Origin of the sequence: Klebsiella sp. C360 (genome assembly GCF_048822415.1) — a bacterium.
Lineage (GTDB): Bacteria > Pseudomonadota > Gammaproteobacteria > Enterobacterales > Enterobacteriaceae > Klebsiella > Klebsiella quasipneumoniae.
On record NZ_JBMEZZ010000018.1, the window covers coordinates 12,572 to 35,661 of the forward strand.

Consider the following 23,090-nt stretch of genomic DNA (forward strand, 5'->3'; position numbering starts at 1 on the left):
CAATAAAAACGCAAAGTGCACGAAAAAGTGCAAAGTGAACCGCATTGGGTGATGCAAAGACCGCAGGGGAGTACAAAAGAGTACATACCGCAGCCAATATTAATCACTGCCGCTCGCCGCAGTAAGCGATCTCACGGAGTGAGAAAGCGGCGAGGAAGCGGAAAATCACAGAATTCACAGATTGCACGTACGTCGGGTTGCTTAAGATGGCTCGGGATCAGCCAGTTATAATGAAATTGACTGCGATATGTAATATATTGACTGTGGCATGATACTTACTGTATCTGTGTCGAGAAAGAGGAAAGACGACTCAGCATACCGTAGTCAATGTTTCATTGTTGTACCTGTAGATCTCAATCTTCCAGAGCGTATTCAGGAAAATCAGGGCAGGGTTCTGGATACCTGGTGTGGCGCTTCCGGCCTTGTATCTGAGTTATTCAAGGTCTCGATCCAATAATTGATCCCAAGGAGATCATAGTGAGATCCAAAAGAGATCCCCGGATCGCTCCAGCATGCGCTGTAACTGGCTTTAACGTCTGTCTGGATCGACTGCGGAATGTAAAATGTTGACTGTTATATGCATAATCTAATACTGTGATATGCAACGGTATTTACTGAGGTATGTATATCCGTTGACTGCGATACGTATTACTACATCCTTTTGTGGATAACCGTTGAGGATCAAGATGACGAGCGAAAATAACAGCTTACTTCTGAACCTTCAGGAAGTTGATAAGACAACCGGCGAAGTTGTTAAGCTGGATGTCAACAGCACCAGTACCGTGCAGCCAGTAGCGCTCATGAGACTCGGTCTCTTCGTCCCAACTCTGAAATCAACAGGGAAGAGCAAGGCGAACCGGAAAAACGTTACAGACGCGACTGAGGAGCTTGTACAGCTGTCTATTGCCAAAAGCGAAGGGTACACTGACGTTAAGATCACCGGTTCGCGTCTTGATATGGACACGGATTTTAAAGTCTGGCTGGGGATAATTCGTTCCATGTCGGAGTATGGGGTAAAAAGTGACACCCTGGAACTGTCGTTCGTCGAATTCGTTAAGATGTGCGGATTTAACTCCCGTCGTTCAAACAAAAAAATGCGCGATCGCATCAGTAATTCCCTGTTTAAACTTGCCTCGGTTACGCTGAAGTTCCAGAGCGAGACCAAAGGATGGACCACCCATCTGGTGCAGTCAGCCTATTATGACATCACCGAGGATATCGTTGAGATAAAGGCTGAACCTAAGCTGTTTGAGCTTTACCACATGGACAGAAGGGTACTGCTGCGGCTGAAAGCCATTGACGCCCTGCAGCGCAAGGAATCAGCCCAGGCGCTTTATACCTACATCGAAAGTCTTCCCCAGAATCCTGCACCTATTTCCATGAAACGGATGCGTGACCGGCTAAATCTCACCTCAAATGTCTATACGCAGAACCACACGGTGCGTAAGGCGATGGAGCAGCTGCGGGATATTGGTTATCTGGATTACACCGAGTTTAAACGTGGCCGAGCCACCTATTTCAGCGTGCATTATCGCAACCCCAAACTCATCAGTGGTCCTGTGAAGGTTCCGCGCAAAGAGGAAGAAGAGAAGGCGCCAGAGCAAAATTATGACGAAGTCATTAAGGCGCTGAAGGCTGCTGGCATCGATCCTCTTAAACTGGCTGAAGCCCTCTCAGCGATGAAGCCAGAAAATTGACTGCGATATGCATAACATGACTGCCGGATGCCGCTAAGGACATTCCATTGACTGTGATATGCATCACGCATACCGCAGTCAATATTTATTCTCTATCATCTCTGCCCGGATCGAACAATATTGACTGTAATATGTGATTTGGGGTCGTGATACGCAGATATTGACTACGGCATGCGGGTTAAATGGGGGTAATCCCTGGTCTGTTAACCATTCCATGGGTGATAACATGCCACAGTCAATTTTTCAGTAAAGCTCTATACCCCTTATGAAAATCTCAATCGGGTGCTGAGACGGTCATGTTACCTGACGGTATCCGTTCCCCTGTGTACTGCAGGTTTAGCCCGGCAGGATGAGACTGCAGCTGTCTGTATAACCCGGCGCCAGCTTCACACTGCTAAATGCGATTAGGAAACGGGAGCCGGATGGCAGAAAGGTGTTGGCCACAGATGGTGAATGACTTTCGCGGTTAACGGGATGATTTGCTGAGCTTCCAGGAAAAACGCACAGTGGGATGCACGGCCAGTATGCCTGCATTGTGCCCTGTCTTGACTGCGGTATGTTGATGCCTGCAGGATTGCAGGTCACCGGGTAAGACCATGGCGGTTCAGTCATCAGCATGATGGCCTGGTGTGCTAGAGCAGGGAGGGGGCTGAATGCTCTCTGCTCCTGTATTCCATATTAGCGGAATACAGGACGTCATGCCAGGGCCGTCAATCTCAGCCGGCCGGGGGCAGGGAGCGAAGGATCTCCGCGGCATCTCGCCCATCACCGGTAAAGGGAACGGCCAGGGTGGCAGCCATGTCCAGCGCAAATACCCGGGTATAGACTTCCATCGAGCGCGGATCCTTATGCCCGGCCAGTGCCTGGATGACCTTCCTGGGCTGCCGGTGATAAAGCATGTGCATAATATAGCTGTGACGGAAAGTATGCGGCGTCACGGGGATCGAAAAATGCACGCCGTCAGCTTCAGCCCGCTTCACCGCCTGTTTCAGCCAGTTGCGCATTGTCTCATCCGTGACCGGCCATAACGGCTCACGCCGGCGGGGGCGGGTGGTGACCATCCAGCTTTCCATCTGACGTACAAAACTGGCATCCGTCAGCGGTACCAGACGCACTTCATCTTTTGGCGGCCGGCCACGACGTGCCCGCACTTTTTCCGACAGCACCCGAACAAAAGGGCGCAGACCATCCAGGTCGAACGATTCCGGGGTGAGCGTCCGGGCTTCACCGATACGGATCCCGGTATTCCACATGGTGGCGAACAACATGTGGTGACGCTGGTCAGGCATATACCAGAGGAGGGCGCTCACTTCCGGCGCCAGGAGGTAAGCCGGCGTGGCACCTGTTGAGGTGGCCATCCGCCGGAGTGCCACCGCGGTCGCAAAATCAACGCCCGGGGCGATCGGCAGCAGAGAGACGCGTTCTGGTGAATTCTGCAAGGGAATGATGCTGTTCATGAGTTATTTTTCACGTAGCGCACGCACTGTTTATGGATACAGGTATTTTGCACCTGACGGGCCGATCCTGCCATGACAATAAATCGCAGCGCGCGGATCCTTTTGTTGTCTTATCCCGCATTATTGCGGGTAAAACCAAATGCGTAAAGGATCGTTTTTCTGCTCAGATCCTCCATGAAGCCAGTAATGACGCGGGTTGATGGCTGTTTTACGGTTTTTGGGAGAATTGGAGTAATGCCAGGATGTACATGTTAGGCAGGAAAAAGAAGAGAAGAGAGCGCTACGCGATTTCCGGCCTGGTACACCCCTGTAACCTTGCGGGATTTCGCGTAACGCTTTCATAAGTTTACAACAGAAGAGAAAAGATATTTGCTGAAAAATGAAGTCCGTAAGTTAAATAAAAAATCATGATCCGTCCGGCACTATGTACTTAGCTGTCGTTTAGGTCTTAGGTGTTTTTGCTAAATTACGATGGTATCCCTTGTCAGAGTAATCTGGCTTGTCCTGCACATCTTCAGGTGACAATCCAGTGCAATTTCAGGGGTTAATCCTTTTGTCGTCAGCAGAATCTATCTATAAACGGGCTGTTTGTTGGTTCGCCAGAAGGAAAAAATTTAGCGTCTGAAGTGGTCAACAAAAACTGGCCACCGCGTTAGAGTTTTTCCAGTATCGGTTTTCTGATTCGTTTGGCGGTAACCCACCATTATATTCGTGCGGTCTTAGTGCGCTGTAATATCCAACGATATAGTCCGTTATTGCGCGAGCTGCATCGCTGAAGCTTACATAGCCCGTCGCCGGCACCCATTCGTTCTTCAGACTCCTGAAGAAGCGCTCCATTGGGCTGTTATCCCAGCAGTTTCCACGCCGACTCATACTCTGCCTGATCCGGTATCGCCACAGTAACTGCCGGAACTGCCTGCTCGTATAATGGCTGCCTTGATCCGAATGAACCAGCACCTGTTTTTGGGGATTACGCCGCCATACAGCCATCAGCAGTGCGTTCAGGACAATGTCCTTTGTCATCCGGGATTGCATGGACCAGCCGATAATTTTGCGTGAGAACAGATCAACAACCACGGCAAGATACAGCCAGCCTTCGTGGGTCCTGATATAGGTTATGTCGGTTACCCAACGCTCATCCGGAGCATCCGGATTGAACTGTCGCTGGAGCCTGTTGGGCGACACGATACTGGCCTCGCCTTTACGTGCCCGCGGGCTCCGGTATCCGACCTGAGCCTTTATCCCGACACGTTTCATCAGTCGCCAGACTCTGTTCACTCCGCACTGTTGCCCGCTGTCCCGCAGATCCAGATGGATCTTGCGATAACCATAGACGCATCCCGATTCCAGCCAGAACTGTTTAATCTGTCCTGTCAGTCTCAGGTCTGCCTGATGGCGTTGTGAATGCGGCTGCTGAAGCCAGGCGTAAAAGCCACTGGGATGAACATCCAGCACCCGACAGAGCAGGCGAACAGGCCAGCAACGGGCGTTGTCACGGATAAAGGCGAAGCAGGAAAATCGTCTTGAACGTCAGCTGCAGCAACTGAGTTATGCGCGGGTGCTTATCCTGGATGAAATAGGTTATCTGCCAATGAACCGTGAGGAGGCGAGTCTGTTCTTCCGGCTGCTGAACCGCCGGTATGAAAAAGCGAGCATCATCCTGACGTCAAACAAAGGGTTCGCCGACTGGGGTGAAATGTTCGGTGATAACGTGCTGGCGACGGCGATCCTGGATCGTCTTCTGCATCACTCAACGACGCTGAACGGCTTTGTTGAATAAATCGAACTTTTGCTGAGTTGAAGGATCAGATCACGCATCTTCCCGACAACGCAGACCGTTCCGTGGCAAAGCAAAAGTTCAAAATCACCAACTGGCCCACCTACAATAAAGCCCTCATCAACCGTGGCTCCATAACTTTCTGGCTGGATGATGAAGCTATTCAGGCCTGGTATGAGTCGGCAACGCCTTCATCACGGGGAAGACCTCAGCGCTATTCTGATCTCGCCATCACCACCGTTCTGGTCATTAAACGCGTGTTCAGGTTGACCCTGCGGGCTGCGCAGGGTTTTATTGATTCCATTTTTACACTGATGAATGTTCCGTTGCGCTGCCCGGATTACACCAGTGTCAGCAAGCGCGCAAAGTCGGTTAATGTCAGTTTCAAAACGTCCACCCGGGGTGAAATCGCGCATCTGGTGATTGATTCCACCGGGCTGAAGGTCTTTGGTGAAGGCGAATGGAAAGTCAAAAAGCATGGCCAGGAACGCCGTCGTATATGGCGAAAGTTGCATCTGGCAGTTGACAGCAACACACATGAAATCATCTGTGCAGACCTGTCGCTGAACAACGTTACGGACTCAGAGGCCTTCCCCGGGTTAATCTGGCAAACCCACCGGAAAATCAGGTCAGCCGCCGCCGATGGCGCTTACGATACCCGGCTATGTCACGATGAACTGCGGCGTAAGAAAATCAGCGCGCTTATCCCTCCCCGAAAAGGTGCGGGTTACTGGCCCGGTGAATATGCAGACCGTAACCGTGCAGTGGCTAATCAGCGAATGACCGGGAGTAATGCGCGGTGGAAATGGACAACAGATTACAACCGTCGCTCGATAGCGGAAACGGCGATGTACCGGGTAAAACAGCTGTTCGGGGGTTCACTGACGCTGCGTGACTACGATGGTCAGGTTGCGGAGGCTATGGCCCTGGTACGAGCGCTGAACAAAATGACGAAAGCAGGTATGCCTGAAAGCGTGCGTATTGCCTGTAAACACAACCCGCTACGGGGGAGACTTACCCTAAATCTGATTTATTCAACAAAGCCCATTCCGTCCTGATAAGTTGGTCGGATAAGGCGCTCGCGCCGTATCCGACATTAATTTCTTAAGCGACTTCATTCACCTGGCGACGCAGCAGAGAAAGTGGGCCGGGGCCGCTAAGCGTGAACACGGAAATTAAGGTGAAGCCCAGCGCCACCAGACCCAGCACCAGGTAAGCGCCCTGGAAACCGATGCTTTCATACATATTGCCCGCCAGAATAGACATAAAAATCATCGCCAGTTGCTTAAAGAAGCAGAAACAGACCAGATAAATCGTCGCTGAAAAACGCACTTCAAACTGGCTGGTAATATATTTAAAGCAGCCCACCAGCAGGAACGGTACTTCAAACATATGCAGCGTTTTCAGAATAACCACTTCCAGTGCTGAGGTAGCGAACGATGAGCCAATAATACGTACTGACATAATAGTGCCAGCCAGCAGCAGGGCGTTTTTCCCACCGATGCGATTAATGATCAGTGGCGCAAAAAACATAATCGAGGCGTTAAGTAATTCGCCCATTGTCGTTACGTAGCCAAATACCCGCGTACCCTGTTCACCGGTAGCAAAGAACGAAGTAAAGAAATTAGCAAACTGTTGGTCAAAAACATCGTAGGTGCAGGAAACGCCAATAACATACAGTGACAAAAACCACAGTTTTGGCTGTCTGAACAGTTCCAGCGCCAGCTTAAGGCTAAATGCCGAATGGTTGGCACCTACCGCATTGGCAACCGTGGCAGAAGAGGGCGCATCCGTTTTGGCGAAAAAGAGTAAAACGGCGAGGATGAATGCACAGCCAGAACCCAGCCAGAAAACAAACTGATTATTGATGGTGAACATGATGCCGACAATCGAGGCACACAGCGCCCAGCCAACACAGCCAAACATCCGCGCGCGACCATATTCGAAATTACTGCGACGGCTGACTTTCTCGATAAATGCCTCTACTGCTGGCGCACCGGCGTTAAAACAAAAGCCTAGATAAATACCACCAACAATCGATCCTACTAAAATGTTGTATTGTAACAGTGGCCCGAAGATAAAAATAAAGAACGGCGCAAACATCACTAACATGCCGGTAATAATCCACAGCAGGTATTTGCGCAGCCCGAGTTTGTCAGAAAGCAGACCAAACAGCGGTTGGAATAATAGCGAGAACAGAGAAATAGCGGCAAAAATAATACCCGTATCACTTTTGCTGATATGGTTGATGTCATGTAGCCAAATCGGGAAAAACGGGAAGTAGGCTCCCATGATAAAAAAGTAAAAGAAAAAGAATAAACCGAACATCCAAAAGTTTGTGTTTTTTAAATAGTACATAATGGATTTCCTTACACGAAATACGGGCAGACATGGCCTGCCCGGTTATTATTATTTTTGACACCAGAGCAACTGGTAATGGTAGCTACCGGCGCTAAGGTGGAATTCCGCCGACACTGACGGGCTCCAGGAGTCGTCGCCACCAATCCCCATATGGAAACCGTCGATATTCAGCCATGTGCCTTCTTCCGCGTGCAGCAGATGGCGATGGCTGGTTTCCATCAGTTGCTGTTGACTGTAGCGGCTGATGTTGAACTGGAAGTCGCCGCGCCACTGGTGTGGGCCATAATTCAATTCGCGCGTCCCGCAGCGCAGACCGTTTTCGCTCGGGAAGACGTACGGGGTATACATGTCTGACAATGGCAGATCCCAGCGGTCAAAACAGGCCGCAGTAAGGCGGTCGGGATAGTTTTCTTGCGGCCCTAATCCGAGCCAGTTTACCCGCTCTGCTACCTGCGCCAGCTGGCAGGTCAGGCCAATCCGCGCCGGATGTGGCGTATTGCTCGCCACTTCAACATCAACGGTAATCGCCATTTGACCACTTCCATCAATCCGGTAGGTTTTCCGGCTGATAAATAAGGTTTTCCCCTGATGCTGCCACGCGTGGACCGTGGTAATCAGCACCGCGTCGGCAAGCGTATCTGCCGTGCACTGCAACAACGCTGCTTCGGCCTGGTAATGGCCCGCCGCCTTCCAGCGTTCGACCCAGGCGTTAGGGTCAATGCGGGTCGCTTCACTTACGCCAATGTCGTTATCCAGCGGTGCGCGGGTGAACTGATCGCGCAGCGGCGTCAGCAGTTGTTTTTTATCGCCAATCCACATCTGTGAAAGAAAGCCTGACTGGCGGTTAAATTGCCAACGCTTATTATCCAGCTCGATGCAAAAATCCGTTTCGCTGGTGGTCAGTTGCGGGATGGCGTGGGGCGCGGAGGGGAGTGTCACGCTGAGGTTTTCCGCCAGACGCCACTGCTGCCAGGCGCTGATGTGTCCGGCTGCTGACCATGTGGTCGCGTTCGGTTGCACTACGTGAACCGTTAGCCAGAGTTGTCCGGCGCTCTTCGGCTGCGGTAGTTCAGGCAGTTCAATCAACTGTTTACCTTGTGGAGCGACATCCAGAGGCACTTCACCGCTTGCCAGCGGCTTGCCATCCAGCGCCACCATCCAGTGCAGGAGCTCGTTATCGCTATGACGGAACAGGTATTCGCTGGTCACTTCGATGGTTCGCCCGGATAAACTGAACTGGAAAAACTGCTGCTGGTGTTTTGCTTCCGTCAGCGCCGGATGCGGCGTGCGGTCGGCAAAGACCAGACCGTTCATGCAGAACTGGCGATCATTCGGCGTATCGCCAAAATCACCGCCGTAAGCCGACCACGGATTGCCATTTTCATCATATTTAATCAGCGACTGATCCACCCAGTCCCAGACGAAGCCGCCCTGTAAACGGGGGTACTGACGAAACGCCTGCCAGTATTTAGCGAAGCCGCCAAGACTGTTACCCATCGCGTGGGCGTATTCGCAAAGGATCAGCGGGCGCGTCTCTCCAGGCAACGAAAGCCATTTTTTGATGGACCATTTCGGCACAGCCGGGAAGGGCTGGTCTTCATCCACGCGCGCGTACATCGGGCAAATAATATCGGTTGCGAAGGTGTCGGCTCCGCCGCCTTCATACTGTACCGGGCGGGAAGGATCGACAGATTTGATCCAGCGATAGAGTGCGTCGTGATTAGCGCCGTGGCCTGATTCATTCCCCAGCGACCAGATGATCACACTCGGGTGATTACGATCGCGCTGCACCATTCGCGTTACGCGTTCGCTCATCGCGGGTAGCCAGCGCGGATCATCGGTCAGACGATTCATTGGCACCATGCCGTGGGTTTCAATGTTGGCTTCATCCACCACATACAGGCCGTAGTGGTCGCACAGCGTGTACCACAGCGGATGGTTCGGATAATGCGAACAGCGCACGGCGTTAAAGTTGTTCTGCTTCATCAGCAGGATATCCTGCACCATCGTCTGCTCATCCATGACCTGACCATGCAGAGGATGATGCTCGTGACGGTTAACGCCGCGAATCAGCAACGGCTTGCCGTTCAGCAGCAGCAGACCATTTTCAATCCGCACCTCGCGGAAACCGACATCGCAGGCTTCTGCTTCAATCAGCGTGCCGTCGGCGGTGTGCAGTTCAACCACCGCACGATAGAGATTCGGGATTTCGGCGCTCCACAGTTTCGGGTTTTCGACGTTCAGACGTAGGGTGACGTGATCGGCATAACCACCACGCTCATCGATAATTTCACCGCCGAAAGGCGCGGTGCCGCTGGCGACCTGCGTTTCACCCTGCCACAAAGAAACCGTCACCCGCAGCTCATCGCGCAGCTCGCCGTACATCTGAACGTCTGCCTCCAGTACAGCGCGGCTGAAATCATCATTAAAGTGAGTGGCTACATGGAAATCGCTGATTTGCGTGCTCGGTTTATGCAGCAACGAGACGTCACGGAAAATGCCGCTCATCCGCCACATATCCTGATCTTCCAGATAACTGCCGTCACTCCAGCGCAGCACCATCACCGCGAGGCGGTTTTCTCCGGCGTGTAAAAATGCGCTCAGGTCAAATTCAGACGGCAAACGACTGTCCTGTCCGTAACCGACCCAGCGCCCGTTGCACCACAAATGAAACGCCGAGTTAACACCATCAAAAATAATTCGCGTCTGGCCTTCCTGTAGCCAGCTTTCATCAACATTAAATGTGAGCGAGTAACAACCCGTCGGATTCTCCGTGGGAACATACGGCGGATTGACCGCAATGGGATAGGTCACGTTGGTGTAGATAGGCGCATCGTAACCGTGCATCTGCCAGTTTGAGGGGACGATGACAGTATCGGCGTCAGGAAGATCGCGCTCCAGCCAGCTTTCTGGTACCGCTTCTGGTGCCGGAAACCAGGCAAAGCGCCATTCACCATTCAGGCTGCGCGACTCTTGGGAAGGGCGATCGGTGCGAGCCTCTTCGCTATTACGCCAGCTGGCGAAAGGGGGATGTGCCGCAAGGCGATTAAGTTGGGTAACGCCAGGGTTTTCCCAGTCACGACGTTGTAATACGACGGCCAGTGAATCCGTAATCATTGTCATAGTTGTATCCTGCGTGAATTGTTATCCGCTCACATTTTCGCATAACATACGAGCCGGACACATAGAGTGTAAAGCCTGGGGTGCCTAATGAGTGAGCTGACTCACATTAATTGCGTTGCGCTCACTGCCCGCTTTCAAGTCGGGAAACTTGTCGTGCCAGCTGCATTAAGGAATCTGCCAACGTGCGGGGAGAGGTGGTTTGCGTATTGGGCGGTAGGGTGGTTTTTCTTTTCACCAGTGAGACGGGCAACAGCTGATTGCTCTTCACCGCCTGGCCCTGAGAGAGTTTCAGCAAGCGGTCCACGCTGGTTTGCCCCAGCAGGCGAAAATCCTGTTTGATGGTGGTTAACGGCGGGATATAACACGAGCTGTCTTCGGTATCGTCGTATCCCACTACCGAGATATCCGCACCAACGCGCAACCCGGACTCGGTAATGGCGCGCATTGCGCCCAGCGCCATCTGATCGTTGGCAACCAGCATCGCAGTGGGAACGATGCCCTCATTTAGCATTTGCATGGTTTGTTGAAAACCGGACATGGCACTCCAGTCGCCTTCCCGTTCCGCTATCGGATGAATTTGATTGCGAGTGAGATATTTATGCCAGCCCGCCAGACGCAGACGCGCCGAGACAGAACTTAATGGGCCCGCTAACAGCGCGATTTGCTGGTGACCCAATGCGACCAGATGCTCCACGCCCAGTCGCGTACCGTCTTCATGGGAGAAAATAATACTGTTGATGGGAGTCTGGTCAGAGACATCAAGAAATAACGCCGGAACATTAGCGCAGGCAGCTTCCACAGCAATGGCATCCTGGTCATCCAGCGGATAGTTAATGATCAGCCCACTGACGCGTTGCGCGAGAAGATTGTGCACCGCCGCTTTACAGGCTTCGACGCCGCTTCGTTCTACCATCGACACCACCACGCTGGCACCCAGTTGATCGGCGCGAGATTTAATCGCCGCGACAATTTGCGACGGCGCGTGCAGGGCCAGACTGGAGGTAGCAACGCCAATCAGCAACGACTGTTTCCCCGCCAGTTGTTGTGCCACGCGGTTGGGAATGTAGTTCAGCTGCGCCATCGCCGCTTCCACCTTTTCCCGCGTTTTCGCAGAGACGTGGCTGGCCTGGTTCACCACGCGGGAAACGGTCTGATAAGAGACACCGGCATACTCTGCGACATCGTATAGCGTTACTGGTTTCACATTTACCACCCTGAATTGACTCTCTTCGGGTGCTATCATGCCATACCACGAAATGTTTTGCGCCATTCGGAGGGGGCACGCCGAAGTGAGATTCAAAATGCCGACGTCAGTTCACAGGTGGGTAATGATACCAACGTGTTGATTTCGTATTTTCACTGACACCAGGATCATCCTGATGTTACAAGGATTGAATGACTACAGATTAAAATAGTCATCAACAGGTTGACAGCATTACCCAGCGCCCGCTTTCCGCGTATTTTTCGATTTGCACTGCCGGGGGCACTGGCGGGTATCGCGTTCCGCACACTTTTACATTTATTTATCTGGTGACTGACCTTTTTAAGGAGACAGAATGAAAGCCGTTGGTTTCTGGCAACCCGGGAAAGTACATCCGTTATTGAAGATTTGTCGCTTCCCCACCCATCCATGCCCAAGGGGCGTGATCTTTTGATCAGAGTCAGGGCGGTCGCGGTTAACCCACGGGACCTGAAAAGCCGGCGAAACATCAGTCCCTCTGCAGGCAATCCGGTAGTTATGGGATACGACGCTTCCGGTGTTGTTGAAGCAACCGGACCAGATGTGACGCTGTTCAGGCCAGGTGACCACGTTTTCTATGCCGGTGTGCTCGATCGCCAGGGAGCCAACGCAGAGTTTCAGCTGGTTGACGAACGCATTACGGGGATAAAGCCGGCAGCACTAAGTTTTGAAGCTGCAGCGTCGGTTCCTCTGACCGGTCTGACAGCCTGGGAAATGTTATTTGATCGTCTGCAGTTGTCAGTGAACGGAGATGCTGATCAGACCCTGTTGATGCTTGGCGGTGCGGGCGGAGTCCCTTGTATGGCTATACAGCTTGCCCGCACTCTGAGTCGGGTGAACATCATCGGGACTGCCTCCCGGCAGGAGAGTGTCAGAGCGGTTCGCGGGTTTGGTGCGCATTATGTCCTGGATCATTCATGTGCGCTTGCGCCACAGGTTGCCAGCCTTGCTGGACTCCCTCCCATTACCCGGATTTTCTCAACGTACACCACGCCATCTGCCTGGGAAAATATGGCCGAAATTATTGCCCCACAAGGCCGTATCGGACTCATCGACGACCCTGAACCACTGGATCTGCGTTTGATCAAATTTAAGAGCGTTTCTGTTCACTGGGAGGCAATGTTTACCCGCCCCATGCATGCTACTGCGGACATGTCTAAACAGCATGATATTCTTAACAAACTCTCATGCATGCTGGATTCCGGTAAGCTCAAACCTCCGTTGCTGGCAGAGTATGGCAGGCTGAATGCTAAAGCACTTCGCCGGGCTCATGAGGACATGGAAAATAAAAATGTGAACGGGAAAATTGTTTTTTCAGGGTTCTGATGAACAGGCCTGTCAGAGTAAAAAAAGATTCGGGTTCAGCACAATGCTGAATTCTGTCTGGCTATAGAGTAAGAATCGTACCGGAATTGAGCATTTACCCTCAGTACCTGCGGATGAAAAAGCAGTCTGCCCTGACATACTGAACAATCCCTTCTCATAAGATGCCTCTCTTTTGCTGTTTAAAGAGCTGAGCAGTCCGGGCGGAGACTGACCTCGTTCCGCTTTCCAAGCGACCCCCTTGTTGAAAGTGCGACAAAAGAGATAGGGCGAATGACTATACTTCGCTCATAGCTGCCCGCCATGCCAGCTCAAAAAACAGGCTTAACGTAGGATATTTAATGAGATGGTCACTCCCTCCTTCCCGGTACTATGCTGAGGACAGGCTTTCATTCGGAGAACTATCATGGAAAACATTGCGCTCATTGGTATCGATCTGGGTAAAAACTCTTTCCATATTCATTGCCAGGATCGTCGCGGGAAGGCTGTTTACCGTAAAAAATTTACCCGGCCAAAGTTGATCGAATTTTTGGCGACATGCCCCGCTACAACCATCGCAATGGAAGCCTGTGGCGGTTCTCACTTTATGGCACGCAAGTTGGAAGAGTTGGGGCATTCCCCAAAGCTGATATCACCACAATTTGTCCGCCCGTTCGTTAAAAGCAATAAAAACGACTTTGTCGACGCCGAAGCTATTTGTGAAGCTGCATCGCGTCCGTCTATGCGTTTTGTGCAGCCCAGAACGGAATCTCAGCAGGCAATGCGGGCTCTGCATCGTGTCCGTGAATCCCTGGTTCAGGATAAGGTAAAAACAACCAATCAAATGCATGCTTTTCTGCTGGAATTTGGCATTAGCGTTCCCCGAGGAGCTGCCGTTATTAGCCGACTGAGTACCATTCTTGAGGATAATAGTTTGCCTCTTTACCTCAGCCAGTTATTGCTGAAATTACAACAGCATTATCACTATCTTGTTGAGCAGATTAAAGATTTGGAATCCCAGTTGAAACGAAAGTTGGACGAAGATGAGGTTGGACAGCGCTTGCTGAGCATTCCCTGCGTCGGAACACTGACAGCGAGTACTATTTCAACTGAGATTGGCGACGGGAAGCAGTACGCCAGCAGCCGTGACTTTGCGGCGGCAACAGGGCTTGTACCTCGGCAGTACAGCACGGGAGGTAGGACGACATTGCTGGGAATTAGTAAGCGAGGTAATAAAAAGATCCGAACTTTGTTGGTTCAATGTGCCAGGGTATTCATACAAAAACTGGAACACCAGTCTGGCAAATTGGCCGATTGGGTCAGGGATTTACTGTGCCGGAAAAGCAACTTTGTCGTCACTTGTGCTCTGGCAAACAAGCTGGCCAGAATAGCCTGGGCCCTAACGGCACGACAGCAAACTTATGTAGCATAACGGCAGAAATACACCGGTTTAAAGAATTACTGATCTGGTTTTGCGAATACTGATATTGATGATACTAACGGCCCACCGGCCTGTTGAGGAACCTGTAAAACGGAAAGGCTCATTGAAGCCGTATATTTTCTGGAGGTTCATCAGGCGCGGAACTCATCAAGGCGCGGGAATAAAATCCCATTCAGACGCCGGATAGATTCAAGCAAGCCAACTTGTCGTCAAAATCGGTGTTGCAAAAACGGGAGTGACCATAGATTCCGTTTTCCAAGCGGCCCCCTTTTAGGGTGAGGGGGCATGCCATAAACCAGATCGCCAAAAGGGGATGCTGCTGAAGGGACACTGTTATCCAGCGGGGTAATTTTCACGCCTTTATCCGATATATCAACATCGGGTAAATCACCGGCCAGCGCCATCGCGTTAACTTCTTCCAGACGCGATGCAAGAAGCGTCAAACGGCTCTTGATGTATTCATGGCAATCGGCCGGAACAGCAAGGGGTAACTGGTTATCCCGGAGTGATTTTTCAAAATCGTCTGACGGGATCAGATAATCATCGAAATTCCTGTAGCGGCGTGACCCCTTTACCCAGGTGTCACCTGAACGTAAGGCTCCCTTCAGTTCATTCAGCACGCAAAATTCGTAATATTTTCGGTCAATGCCGGTGGGGGTGATCACAACCTTTCTCCAGCTTTCCGGGATGAACCCGATTGGCGCGGAAGGCGGTACTTTTCGGAGTTGTTTTCTATACATATCTCTGACGGTATCCAATGCGTCACTGAGCTGCATTGCGGCGGGTGCAGCCCTGAACTGCAACACGGACAGCATCCGGGGGGCGTATTTACGCAGCGTACTGTATTTTTCTGTGATCAGATGCAACGGGTCGAAGTTGTCCTTACGTGACAGGAACCGCGTCTCTTCCACGCTGTTGATGAATTCCTGCCAGGGAAGGACGTCTTCTATTGCGGCCCAGGGATCTTCCCCGGACTCTCTGGCGTTAAGTAATGCCTGTCCGACGGTAACGTATTGCTTCAGTTTACTCTGAATCAGCTTTCCCGTTTGCTGGAGCCGCTCGGCCTGAGTACGTTTTGCCCTGCTGAACAGACTACTCAGAATACGCTCGTGCAGATCAATAACTTCGTCAGTCAGGGTGGATCTGGCCTCCGATATGATACAAACCAGCGAGGCATAACGGCGAACATCCGTGAATCTTGCCAGATCCCGGCTACTCATTTTCCTGCCTTCGCGTGCGAGTTTCAGGAGTCGGTTCTGGTGAACGGAAAGTGCAATGCCGTCAGGGAGTGCCAGCGACTCAATCGCATTTAACCGGTCGATATGTTGCAGGACATTTTTACCATTAATTTTTCCCGGAGGCTGGAGCAGCCAGGCCAGCCGTGAAGGTTGCTCACCCTCAGATACCAACAGACGGTCCAGTGCCGCTTTATGCCCTGGTTCAAGCTGCGCGGTAAGCGCAGAAAAAACCGCCCTGTTGGCAAGTGTTGTTGCTTCGGCCAGGGTTCGTTCGATCACTTCAACAGAGGGGAAAATAACCTTATTATTGTGGAGCCAGGAGAGCATTTCCTCCGCAAGTAAAAAACCTCTGTCTGTCCGCATGGCGTGGGGATAAAGGTGGCGAATACAGGTTTTTTGCAGCGCCCGGTTAAAAGGGGATAATTCCAGGTAGCGGTAGAGTTCAGCCAGATGTTCCCAGCGGGTGACCTCTCTTGATGCATACTCGGCCCACAAATCAGACTGGACTTTCAAATGAGCCGCCAGCCTGAAGACAACACAGTCGTGAGGTGAAATACTTTTGTCGGGAGGAAACCCTGGTCCTCGCAAATAACAGAGTAAAACTGCAAAGCCCAGACGGTTAGCTGGCCTGCGGTGTTTATTAATGAGCGCGAGGTCATGTTCACTCAGAAAGCACCTGCGCGTCAGAAATACGTCATCATCTGGCACAATCAACAAGCGTTCTTTTTCTTCACTACTGAGTATTTGTCTCTGTGGCATAAATGCTTCCCCTGCACATAGTTCATTAAAGTTATCATTCGCACTGACCGAAACCGGTCGGTTTCGTACGCCTCGCAAACAATATGTCCGAAAGTCAGCGAAATTTGTTTCGTACATACGTTATAATTCGGACACCCTTTGCGTACGGAAAGTTTCCTATGTCACGAGTTTTTGCCTACTGTCGGGTCTCCACTCTGGAACAGAATACAGAAAATCAGCGCCATGAAATTGAAGCGGCGGGTTTTGCCATCAGACCCCAGCGGCTGATTGAGGAACATATAAGTGGTTCGGTTGCTGCCAGCGAAAGACCAGGGTTCATCCGGTTGCTTGATCGAATGGAAAGCGGTGACGTATTGATTGTCACCAAACTTGACCGACTCGGCCGTAATGCGATGGATATCCGAAAAACAGTTGAACAACTGGCTACTTTAGATATCCGTGTTCATTGTCTCGCTCTCGGAGGTGTGGATTTAACCAGCCCGGCCGGAAAAATGACTATGCAGGTGATTTCAGCTGTGGCTGAGTTTGAGAGGGATCTGCTGATTGAACGCACACATTCAGGGATTTCTCGGGCAAGATCAGCCGGGAAACGCTTCGGTCGTCCGCCCATCTTGAGCGAGGAGCAAAAAAAAATAGTGTCAGAGCGCCTTAATTCCGGGGCCAGTATCAGTGCGGTTGCCAGAGAATTTAATACCACCCGGCAAACCATACTCCGGGTAAAAGCAGGACAGCAATAATACTGAATGTGAATAAAGCCCATAACTGGCCAGGCAGTTGAAACTGTTCTTGAAGTAAACATCTGGAAAGCATGAAACATCATTCTATCCACAGGGAGCAGTGGCTATTATAATCGAATTTCGATAACGAAATTCGATTATAATAGCCACTAAAACCAGCAATCAGGATCTGACCATGAACGATACTGCCAGGAATGATCACAGCCCCTGGGCTGTCTTTCTGATTTTCTTCCGACTTGGCCTGACATCCTTCGGCGGCCCAATTGCCCATCTGGGTTACTTCCGCGATGAGTTTGTGACGCGACGGCAGTGGTTGACCGAGCGCAGCTATGCAGATTTGGTCGCTCTGTGCCAGTTCCTTCCGGGACCAGCAAGCAGTCAGGTTGGTATAGCGCTCGGGCTGTCCCGGGCCGGTTATACCGGGGCGCTAGCAGCATGGGCCGGCTTCACGCTACCGTCAGCAGTTGCACTGATCCTGTTTGCGCTGGGGATGACCAGTTACGGGGATGTGATGCCCTCTGGTGTATTGCATGGGCTGAAAGTGGTAGCCGTTGCGGTGGTCGCGCAAGCTGTATGGGGCATGGCCCGAAATCTTTGCCCGGATATACCGCGTATTACTGTCATGGCAGTGGCAACCTGCTTTGTGCTTCTTGTGCCATCGGCCTGGGGACAGGTGGGAGTAATCGTCACTGCGGCTGTCACTGGCATGTTACTGTTCAAACCTCAGCAGACGACGGTACATGATCCGCTGCCCGTTTCAATACGGCGTCGCGTCGGATTGTTCTGGCTCACGCTGTTCTTTGTGCTACTGACAGGGTTACCATTGCTGACGGCGATATTCCCAAATCCGACGCTGTTAATGGTAGAAACTTTCTACCGGACCGGATCACTGGTTTTTGGTGGCGGGCATGTCGTGCTGCCATTACTGCAGACTGAAGTCGTTCCTTCTGGCTGGGTCAGCACTGATACATTCCTGGCTGGCTACGGCGCTGCCCAGGCCGTTCCTGGACCGTTGTTCACTTTTGCAGCCTTTCTCGGGGCTTCGATGAACCAGGTGCCTTCTGGCTGGCTGGGTGGTCTGGTTTGTCTGCTGGCAATTTTCGCACCGTCCTTCCTTCTGATTGTGGGAGCATTGCCGTTCTGGGAAAGTCTGCGCCGCAATATCCGTACACAAGCAGCGTTGCAGGGTATTAATGCAGCCGTAGTTGGCCTTCTGCTGGCAGCTCTCTATCAACCAGTATGGACGAGCGCAGTTCTCGCTCCGCAAGATTTCGGCCTTGCCCTTGTGGCACTGGTCGCTCTGATGTTCTGGAAACTGCCGCCGTGGCTGGTCGTAGTGAGTTGCGGTGTTGCGGGTTGGTTGTTGAGTTTAGCACTGTGAGGTTCCGGGCGTGACCGACAAAGATCTTTACGGCGGGATGATCCGTTTGCACATCCTGCATCATGCAGCCAAAGAACCCGTCTTTGGTCTGGGCATCATTGAGGAATTGCGACACCACGGTTATCAACTCAGCCCGGGTACCCTGTATCCGATGCTGCACGGTATGGAAAAGAAGGGGTATCTCACCTCACGACATGTTCAGGCCGGTCGACGAAGTCGGCGAGTATATGAAATCACCGGACAAGGGCACATAGCGCTAACGGACGCCAGAAACAGGGTGAAAGAGCTGTTCGGTGAACTTGTTGAAGGCAAATGATATGCCTATGGTTTTAGTCCGGTCTGCCGTCTTCTGAAAACGACAGACACATGTAAGATTATCCGCTGCCTGGCAGAAGGAGACTTTGTGAAAACGCTCATGGTGTGTATTTATACGATCAGAAGGCGTTATATTTTTTCCTGATTGACGCGGTACGAAAGTTCCTGATGACTCTCTTTTCGTTCGCTGTAGCGATCTGCAAGGTAGCTGGTTTGTCCCCTGAGCAGCAACGTAATTTTAAACAACTCCTCTGCGACATCTACGATACGGTCGTACCATGAGGACGGCTTCATCCTTCCGTTCTCATCAAATTCCTGCCAGGCTTTCGCCACCGAGGACTGGTTGGGAATTGTGAACATCCGCATCCAGCGGCCCAGAATGCGCATCTGGTTCACGGCATTGAAGGACTGCGAACCGCCGCAAACCTGCATCACTGCAAGTGTCTTGCCCTGCGAAGGACGAACCGCGCCTTCACTCAACGGTATCCAGTCGATCTGCGCCTTCATCACCGCGCTCATAGCCCCGTGCCGTTCCGGCGAGCTCCACACCATCCCGTCACACCATCTGACCAGCCCGCGTAGCTCGGAGACTTTAGGGTGCGTATCCGGGGCATCATCCGGCAGGGGTAAACCGGAGGGGTTAAAGAATTTCACCTCCGCGCCCATCGCCGTCAGCAGGCGACCTGCTTCCTCCGCGGCAAAGCGACTGTAGGAGCGCTCCCTTACTGAGCCATACAGGATCAGAATCCGTGGGGGCTCCTGCAGGTGCAGACGTTCGGCAATATGTTGATCAAAACAGTCAGTATTCAGGGCTGGAAATTGTTCCATTTTTCTCCTCCGGAGAGAACAGGTGATTTTAAAGTTAATATATATGATCTAACATATGTGTATTCTAAAGGGAACGGAGTGAAAAATGCTACAACCTGTTCAGCTTTTCAAAATCCTGTCGGATGAAACACGGCTAGCCATCGTCATGCTTCTCCGTGAGTCCGGAGAATTGTGCGTCTGCGATATCTGCGTTGCCACCTCCGAATCGCAGCCCAAAATTTCGCGACATATGGCTATCCTTCGCGAGGCTGATCTGGTTCTTGACCGTCGGGAAGGCAAATGGATCCACTATCGTCTGTCACCCCATATTCCGGCGTGGGCAGCAGAGACAATCACGACGACCTGGCAGTGTCTGCGCGAGGATGTACGTGAATGGCTGGACAAATCAGCCTGCACCTCCTGCTGAGGCAGGAAAACATATTTACAAAATCATATATGATGGGGTCTGAGATGCTTTTGGCAGGGAGTATATTTTTACTGACGCTGGTACTGGTGATCTGGCAACCCAGAGGCCTGAGTATTGGCTGGAGCGCGAGTATCGGGGCTGTGCTGGCGCTGGGAACCGGTGTCATCCATATCGCTGATATTCCCGTTGTCTGGAATATCGTCTGGAACGCGACAGCGGCATTTATTGCGGTCATCATCATCAGCCTGCTGCTCGATGAGTCCGGCTTCTTTGAATGGGCCGCACTGCACGTCTCCCGCTGGGGTAACGGACGTGGCCGCCTGCTGTTCACCTGGATAGTCTTGCTCGGTGCCGCTGTTGCTGCTTTGTTCGCCAATGATGGCGCCGCGCTGATCCTGACGCCGATTGTGATTGCGATGCTGCTCGCACTGGGGTTCAGCCAGGGCACGACACTGGCCTTTGTCATGGCTGCAGGATTTATTGCAGATACGGCCAGCCTGCCACTCATTGTTTCTAACCTGGTGAATATCGTCTCGGCGGACTTCTTCGATCTGGGCTTTACGCAGTACGCCTCCGTTATGATCCCCGTGGATGCGGCAGCGATTGCGGCCACGCTGATCATGCTGCATCTCTTCTTCCGCAGGGATATTCCGGCAACGTATGACGTTTCGCTGCTGAAGACGCCTGCCAGTGTGATAAAGGATGCGGCAACGTTCAGGGCGGGCTGGATCGTCCTGTTATTGCTGCTTGTCGGTTTCTTCGTTCTGGAGCCGCTGGGGATCCCTGTCAGCGCGATAGCAGCTGCTGGCGCAGCAGTACTGTTTATCGTGGCGAAAAGAGGTCATGGCATCAACACAGGGAAAGTCCTGCTCAGTGCGCCATGGCAGATCGTGATTTTTTCGCTGGGCATGTACCTGGTGGTCTATGGCCTGCGCAATGCCGGGCTCACGGAGTATCTGTCTGGTGTACTGAACCTGCTGGCAGAAAAGGGGTTATGGGCAGCAACGTTCGGCACCGGCTTCCTGACCGCGTTCCTGTCGTCGGTGATGAACAATATGCCGACGGTGCTGATTGGCGCGCTGTCGATTGACGGGAGTACGGCGACTGGCGTCGTCAAAGAGGCAATGATTTATGCCAACGTGATTGGCTGCGATTTAGGCCCGAAAATCACCCCGATTGGCAGTCTGGCAACCCTGCTTTGGCTGCATGTGCTTGCCCAGAAAAATATAACGATCACCTGGGGTTATTACTTCCGCACGGGCATTATCATGACTCTGCCCGTGCTGTTTGTCACTCTGGCCGCGCTGGCGTTGCGGCTTTCCATCACTTTGTAATGAGATAAAGATATGAGCAACATTACCATCTATCACAACCCGGCCTGCGGCACTTCACGCAACACGCTGGAGATGATCCGTAACAGCGGTAACGAACCGACCATTATTTATTATCTCGATACGCCACCGACCCGTGATGAGCTGATTAAACTTATTTCAGATATGGGAATTACGGTGCGTGCATTGCTGCGTAAGAATGTTGAGCCTTATGAACACCTGGGCCTTGATGAAGAGAAATTCAGTGATGAGCAGTTGATTGATTTTATGCTTCAACATCCGATCCTGATTAATCGGCCGGTAGTCGTTACGCCGCTTGGCACTCGTCTTTGCCGCCCTTCAGAAATAGTGCTGGATATTCTACCTGAAGGTCAGAAAGGAGCGTTTACCAAAGAGGACGGCGAAAAGGTCATTGACGAAACGGGGAAGCGGGTTAAGTAACCTGTTTTTTTCGTCTCATTTTTATCGTATTCGGGTGTCTGTCTGTACCATGCAGACGCTCGCTTTTTGTAATGCCAGCTAAAGAAACAGGCTTAACGTAGGATATTTAATGAGATGGTCACTCCCTCCTTCCCGGTACTATGCTGAGGACAGGCTTTCATTCGGAGAACTATCATGGAAAACATTGCGCTCATTGGTATCGATCTGGGTAAAAACTCTTTCCATATTCATTGCCAGGATCGTCGCGGGAAGGCTGTTTACCGTAAAAAATTTACCCGGCCAAAGTTGATCGAATTTTTGGCGACATGCCCCGCTACAACCATCGCAATGGAAGCCTGTGGCGGTTCTCACTTTATGGCACGCAAGTTGGAAGAGTTGGGGCATTCCCCAAAGCTGATATCACCACAATTTGTCCGCCCGTTCGTTAAAAGCAATAAAAACGACTTTGTCGACGCCGAAGCTATTTGTGAAGCTGCATCGCGTCCGTCTATGCGTTTTGTGCAGCCCAGAACGGAATCTCAGCAGGCAATGCGGGCTCTGCATCGTGTCCGTGAATCCCTGGTTCAGGATAAGGTAAAAACAACCAATCAAATGCATGCTTTTCTGCTGGAATTTGGCATTAGCGTTCCCCGAGGAGCTGCCGTTATTAGCCGACTGAGTACCATTCTTGAGGATAATAGTTTGCCTCTTTACCTCAGCCAGTTATTGCTGAAATTACAACAGCATTATCACTATCTTGTTGAGCAGATTAAAGATTTGGAATCCCAGTTGAAACGAAAGTTGGACGAAGATGAGGTTGGACAGCGCTTGCTGAGCATTCCCTGCGTCGGAACACTGACAGCGAGTACTATTTCAACTGAGATTGGCGACGGGAAGCAGTACGCCAGCAGCCGTGACTTTGCGGCGGCAACAGGGCTTGTACCTCGGCAGTACAGCACGGGAGGTAGGACGACATTGCTGGGAATTAGTAAGCGAGGTAATAAAAAGATCCGAACTTTGTTGGTTCAATGTGCCAGGGTATTCATACAAAAACTGGAACACCAGTCTGGCAAATTGGCCGATTGGGTCAGGGATTTACTGTGCCGGAAAAGCAACTTTGTCGTCACTTGTGCTCTGGCAAACAAGCTGGCCAGAATAGCCTGGGCCCTAACGGCACGACAGCAAACTTATGTAGCATAACGGCAGAAATACACCGGTTTAAAGAATTACTGATCTGGTTTTGCGAATACTGATATTGATGATACTAACGGCCCACC

General features: G+C 51.7%; 15 protein-coding genes and 4 pseudogenes. 12 read left to right on the plus strand and 7 right to left on the minus strand.

Features of this window, described 5'->3' with window-relative positions:
• Window positions 1-686 precede the first annotated feature (686 nt).
• A complete protein-coding gene (locus tag ACOI7D_RS25860) occupies window positions 687-1,697 on the plus strand; it encodes a RepB family plasmid replication initiator protein (RefSeq protein ID WP_000200071.1) in 1,011 nt (336 codons plus the stop codon).
• Window positions 1,698-2,413: 716 nt separating this feature from the next.
• On the opposite strand, the gene ACOI7D_RS25865 is transcribed toward ACOI7D_RS25860, so the two are convergent.
• Both ACOI7D_RS25865 and ACOI7D_RS25870 read right to left on the minus strand, forming a co-directional pair.
• Window positions 2,414-3,154: a tyrosine-type recombinase/integrase gene (locus ACOI7D_RS25865; protein WP_001515717.1), complete on the minus strand. Its 741-nt coding sequence runs from the start codon at window positions 3,152-3,154 to the stop codon at window positions 2,414-2,416.
• A 630-nt stretch (window positions 3,155-3,784) separates the two neighbouring features.
• A pseudogene (locus tag ACOI7D_RS25870) lies at window positions 3,785-4,663 on the minus strand (IS3 family transposase); the annotation flags it as partial.
• Here ACOI7D_RS25870 and ACOI7D_RS25875 point away from each other — a divergent pair.
• Both ACOI7D_RS25875 and ACOI7D_RS25880 read left to right on the plus strand, forming a co-directional pair.
• Window positions 4,653-4,919, plus strand: a pseudogene (locus ACOI7D_RS25875) (ATP-binding protein); the annotation flags it as partial. The pseudogenes ACOI7D_RS25870 and ACOI7D_RS25875 overlap by 11 nt on opposite strands.
• A 32-nt stretch (window positions 4,920-4,951) precedes the next feature.
• Window positions 4,952-5,989: an IS5 family transposase gene (locus ACOI7D_RS25880; protein ID WP_224222717.1), complete on the plus strand. Its 1,038-nt coding sequence runs from the start codon at window positions 4,952-4,954 to the stop codon at window positions 5,987-5,989.
• A 46-nt stretch (window positions 5,990-6,035) separates the two neighbouring features.
• Here ACOI7D_RS25880 and lacY read toward each other — a convergent pair whose 3' ends face one another.
• From lacY to lacI, 3 genes are all read right to left on the minus strand, one after another.
• Window positions 6,036-7,289, minus strand: a complete 1,254-nt coding sequence (gene lacY / locus ACOI7D_RS25885; protein ID WP_003846917.1) for a lactose permease — start codon at window positions 7,287-7,289, stop codon at window positions 6,036-6,038.
• A gap of 51 nt (window positions 7,290-7,340) precedes the next feature.
• On the minus strand, window positions 7,341-10,415 hold the full coding sequence (lacZ, locus tag ACOI7D_RS25890) for a beta-galactosidase (protein WP_004187094.1): 3,075 nt from the start codon (window positions 10,413-10,415) through the stop codon (window positions 7,341-7,343).
• 121 nt (window positions 10,416-10,536) lie between these two features.
• Window positions 10,537-11,619, minus strand: coding sequence for a DNA-binding transcriptional repressor LacI (gene lacI, locus ACOI7D_RS25895; protein ID WP_004206569.1), 1,083 nt, complete (start codon window positions 11,617-11,619; stop codon window positions 10,537-10,539).
• A 352-nt stretch (window positions 11,620-11,971) separates the two neighbouring features.
• Between lacI and ACOI7D_RS25900 the strand changes: the two are divergent.
• Both ACOI7D_RS25900 and ACOI7D_RS25905 read left to right on the plus strand, forming a co-directional pair.
• A pseudogene (locus ACOI7D_RS25900) lies at window positions 11,972-12,981 on the plus strand (zinc-binding alcohol dehydrogenase family protein).
• A 403-nt stretch (window positions 12,982-13,384) separates the two neighbouring features.
• A complete protein-coding gene (locus tag ACOI7D_RS25905; protein ID WP_000427623.1) occupies window positions 13,385-14,389 on the plus strand; it encodes an IS110-like element IS4321 family transposase in 1,005 nt (334 codons plus the stop codon).
• 278 nt (window positions 14,390-14,667) lie between these two features.
• On the opposite strand, the pseudogene ACOI7D_RS25910 reads toward ACOI7D_RS25905, so the two are convergent.
• A pseudogene (locus ACOI7D_RS25910) lies at window positions 14,668-16,395 on the minus strand (Tn3 family transposase); the annotation flags it as partial.
• Between the two features lie 158 nt (window positions 16,396-16,553).
• Between ACOI7D_RS25910 and ACOI7D_RS25915 the strand changes: the two are divergent.
• The 3 genes from ACOI7D_RS25915 (at window position 16,554) to ACOI7D_RS25925 (ending at window position 18,829) form a co-directional block, all read left to right on the plus strand.
• On the plus strand, window positions 16,554-17,132 hold the full coding sequence (locus tag ACOI7D_RS25915) for a recombinase family protein (protein ID WP_004206571.1): 579 nt from the start codon (window positions 16,554-16,556) through the stop codon (window positions 17,130-17,132).
• Between the two features lie 175 nt (window positions 17,133-17,307).
• Complete coding sequence (gene chrA, locus ACOI7D_RS25920; protein WP_004206572.1) at window positions 17,308-18,513, plus strand: chromate efflux transporter; 1,206 nt, start codon at window positions 17,308-17,310, stop codon at window positions 18,511-18,513.
• Window positions 18,514-18,523: 10 nt separating this feature from the next.
• Window positions 18,524-18,829 (plus strand): PadR family transcriptional regulator, encoded by a 306-nt coding sequence (locus tag ACOI7D_RS25925; RefSeq protein WP_004206574.1) that lies wholly within the window; start codon window positions 18,524-18,526, stop codon window positions 18,827-18,829.
• Window positions 18,830-18,957: 128 nt separating this feature from the next.
• Here the strand turns inward: ACOI7D_RS25925 and arsH are convergent, their stop codons facing one another.
• Window positions 18,958-19,656, minus strand: coding sequence for an arsenical resistance protein ArsH (arsH, locus tag ACOI7D_RS25930; protein ID WP_016151343.1), 699 nt, complete (start codon window positions 19,654-19,656; stop codon window positions 18,958-18,960).
• An 85-nt stretch (window positions 19,657-19,741) separates the two neighbouring features.
• Between arsH and ACOI7D_RS25935 the strand changes: the two genes are divergently transcribed.
• From ACOI7D_RS25935 to ACOI7D_RS25950, 4 genes are all read left to right on the plus strand, one after another.
• The gene (locus tag ACOI7D_RS25935; RefSeq protein ID WP_004206577.1) at window positions 19,742-20,062 is read left to right on the plus strand and encodes a transcriptional regulator; all 321 of its coding nucleotides are present in this window, start codon (window positions 19,742-19,744) and stop codon (window positions 20,060-20,062) included.
• A 44-nt stretch (window positions 20,063-20,106) separates the two neighbouring features.
• The gene (locus ACOI7D_RS25940) at window positions 20,107-21,396 is read left to right on the plus strand and encodes an arsenic transporter (RefSeq protein WP_004206579.1); all 1,290 of its coding nucleotides are present in this window, start codon (window positions 20,107-20,109) and stop codon (window positions 21,394-21,396) included.
• A gap of 12 nt (window positions 21,397-21,408) precedes the next feature.
• Window positions 21,409-21,834, plus strand: a complete 426-nt coding sequence (gene arsC / locus ACOI7D_RS25945; RefSeq protein WP_023316432.1) for a glutaredoxin-dependent arsenate reductase — start codon at window positions 21,409-21,411, stop codon at window positions 21,832-21,834.
• A 174-nt stretch (window positions 21,835-22,008) separates the two neighbouring features.
• Complete coding sequence (locus ACOI7D_RS25950) at window positions 22,009-23,013, plus strand: IS110-like element IS4321 family transposase (protein WP_000427623.1); 1,005 nt, start codon at window positions 22,009-22,011, stop codon at window positions 23,011-23,013.
• Window positions 23,014-23,090: the final 77 nt, after the last annotated feature.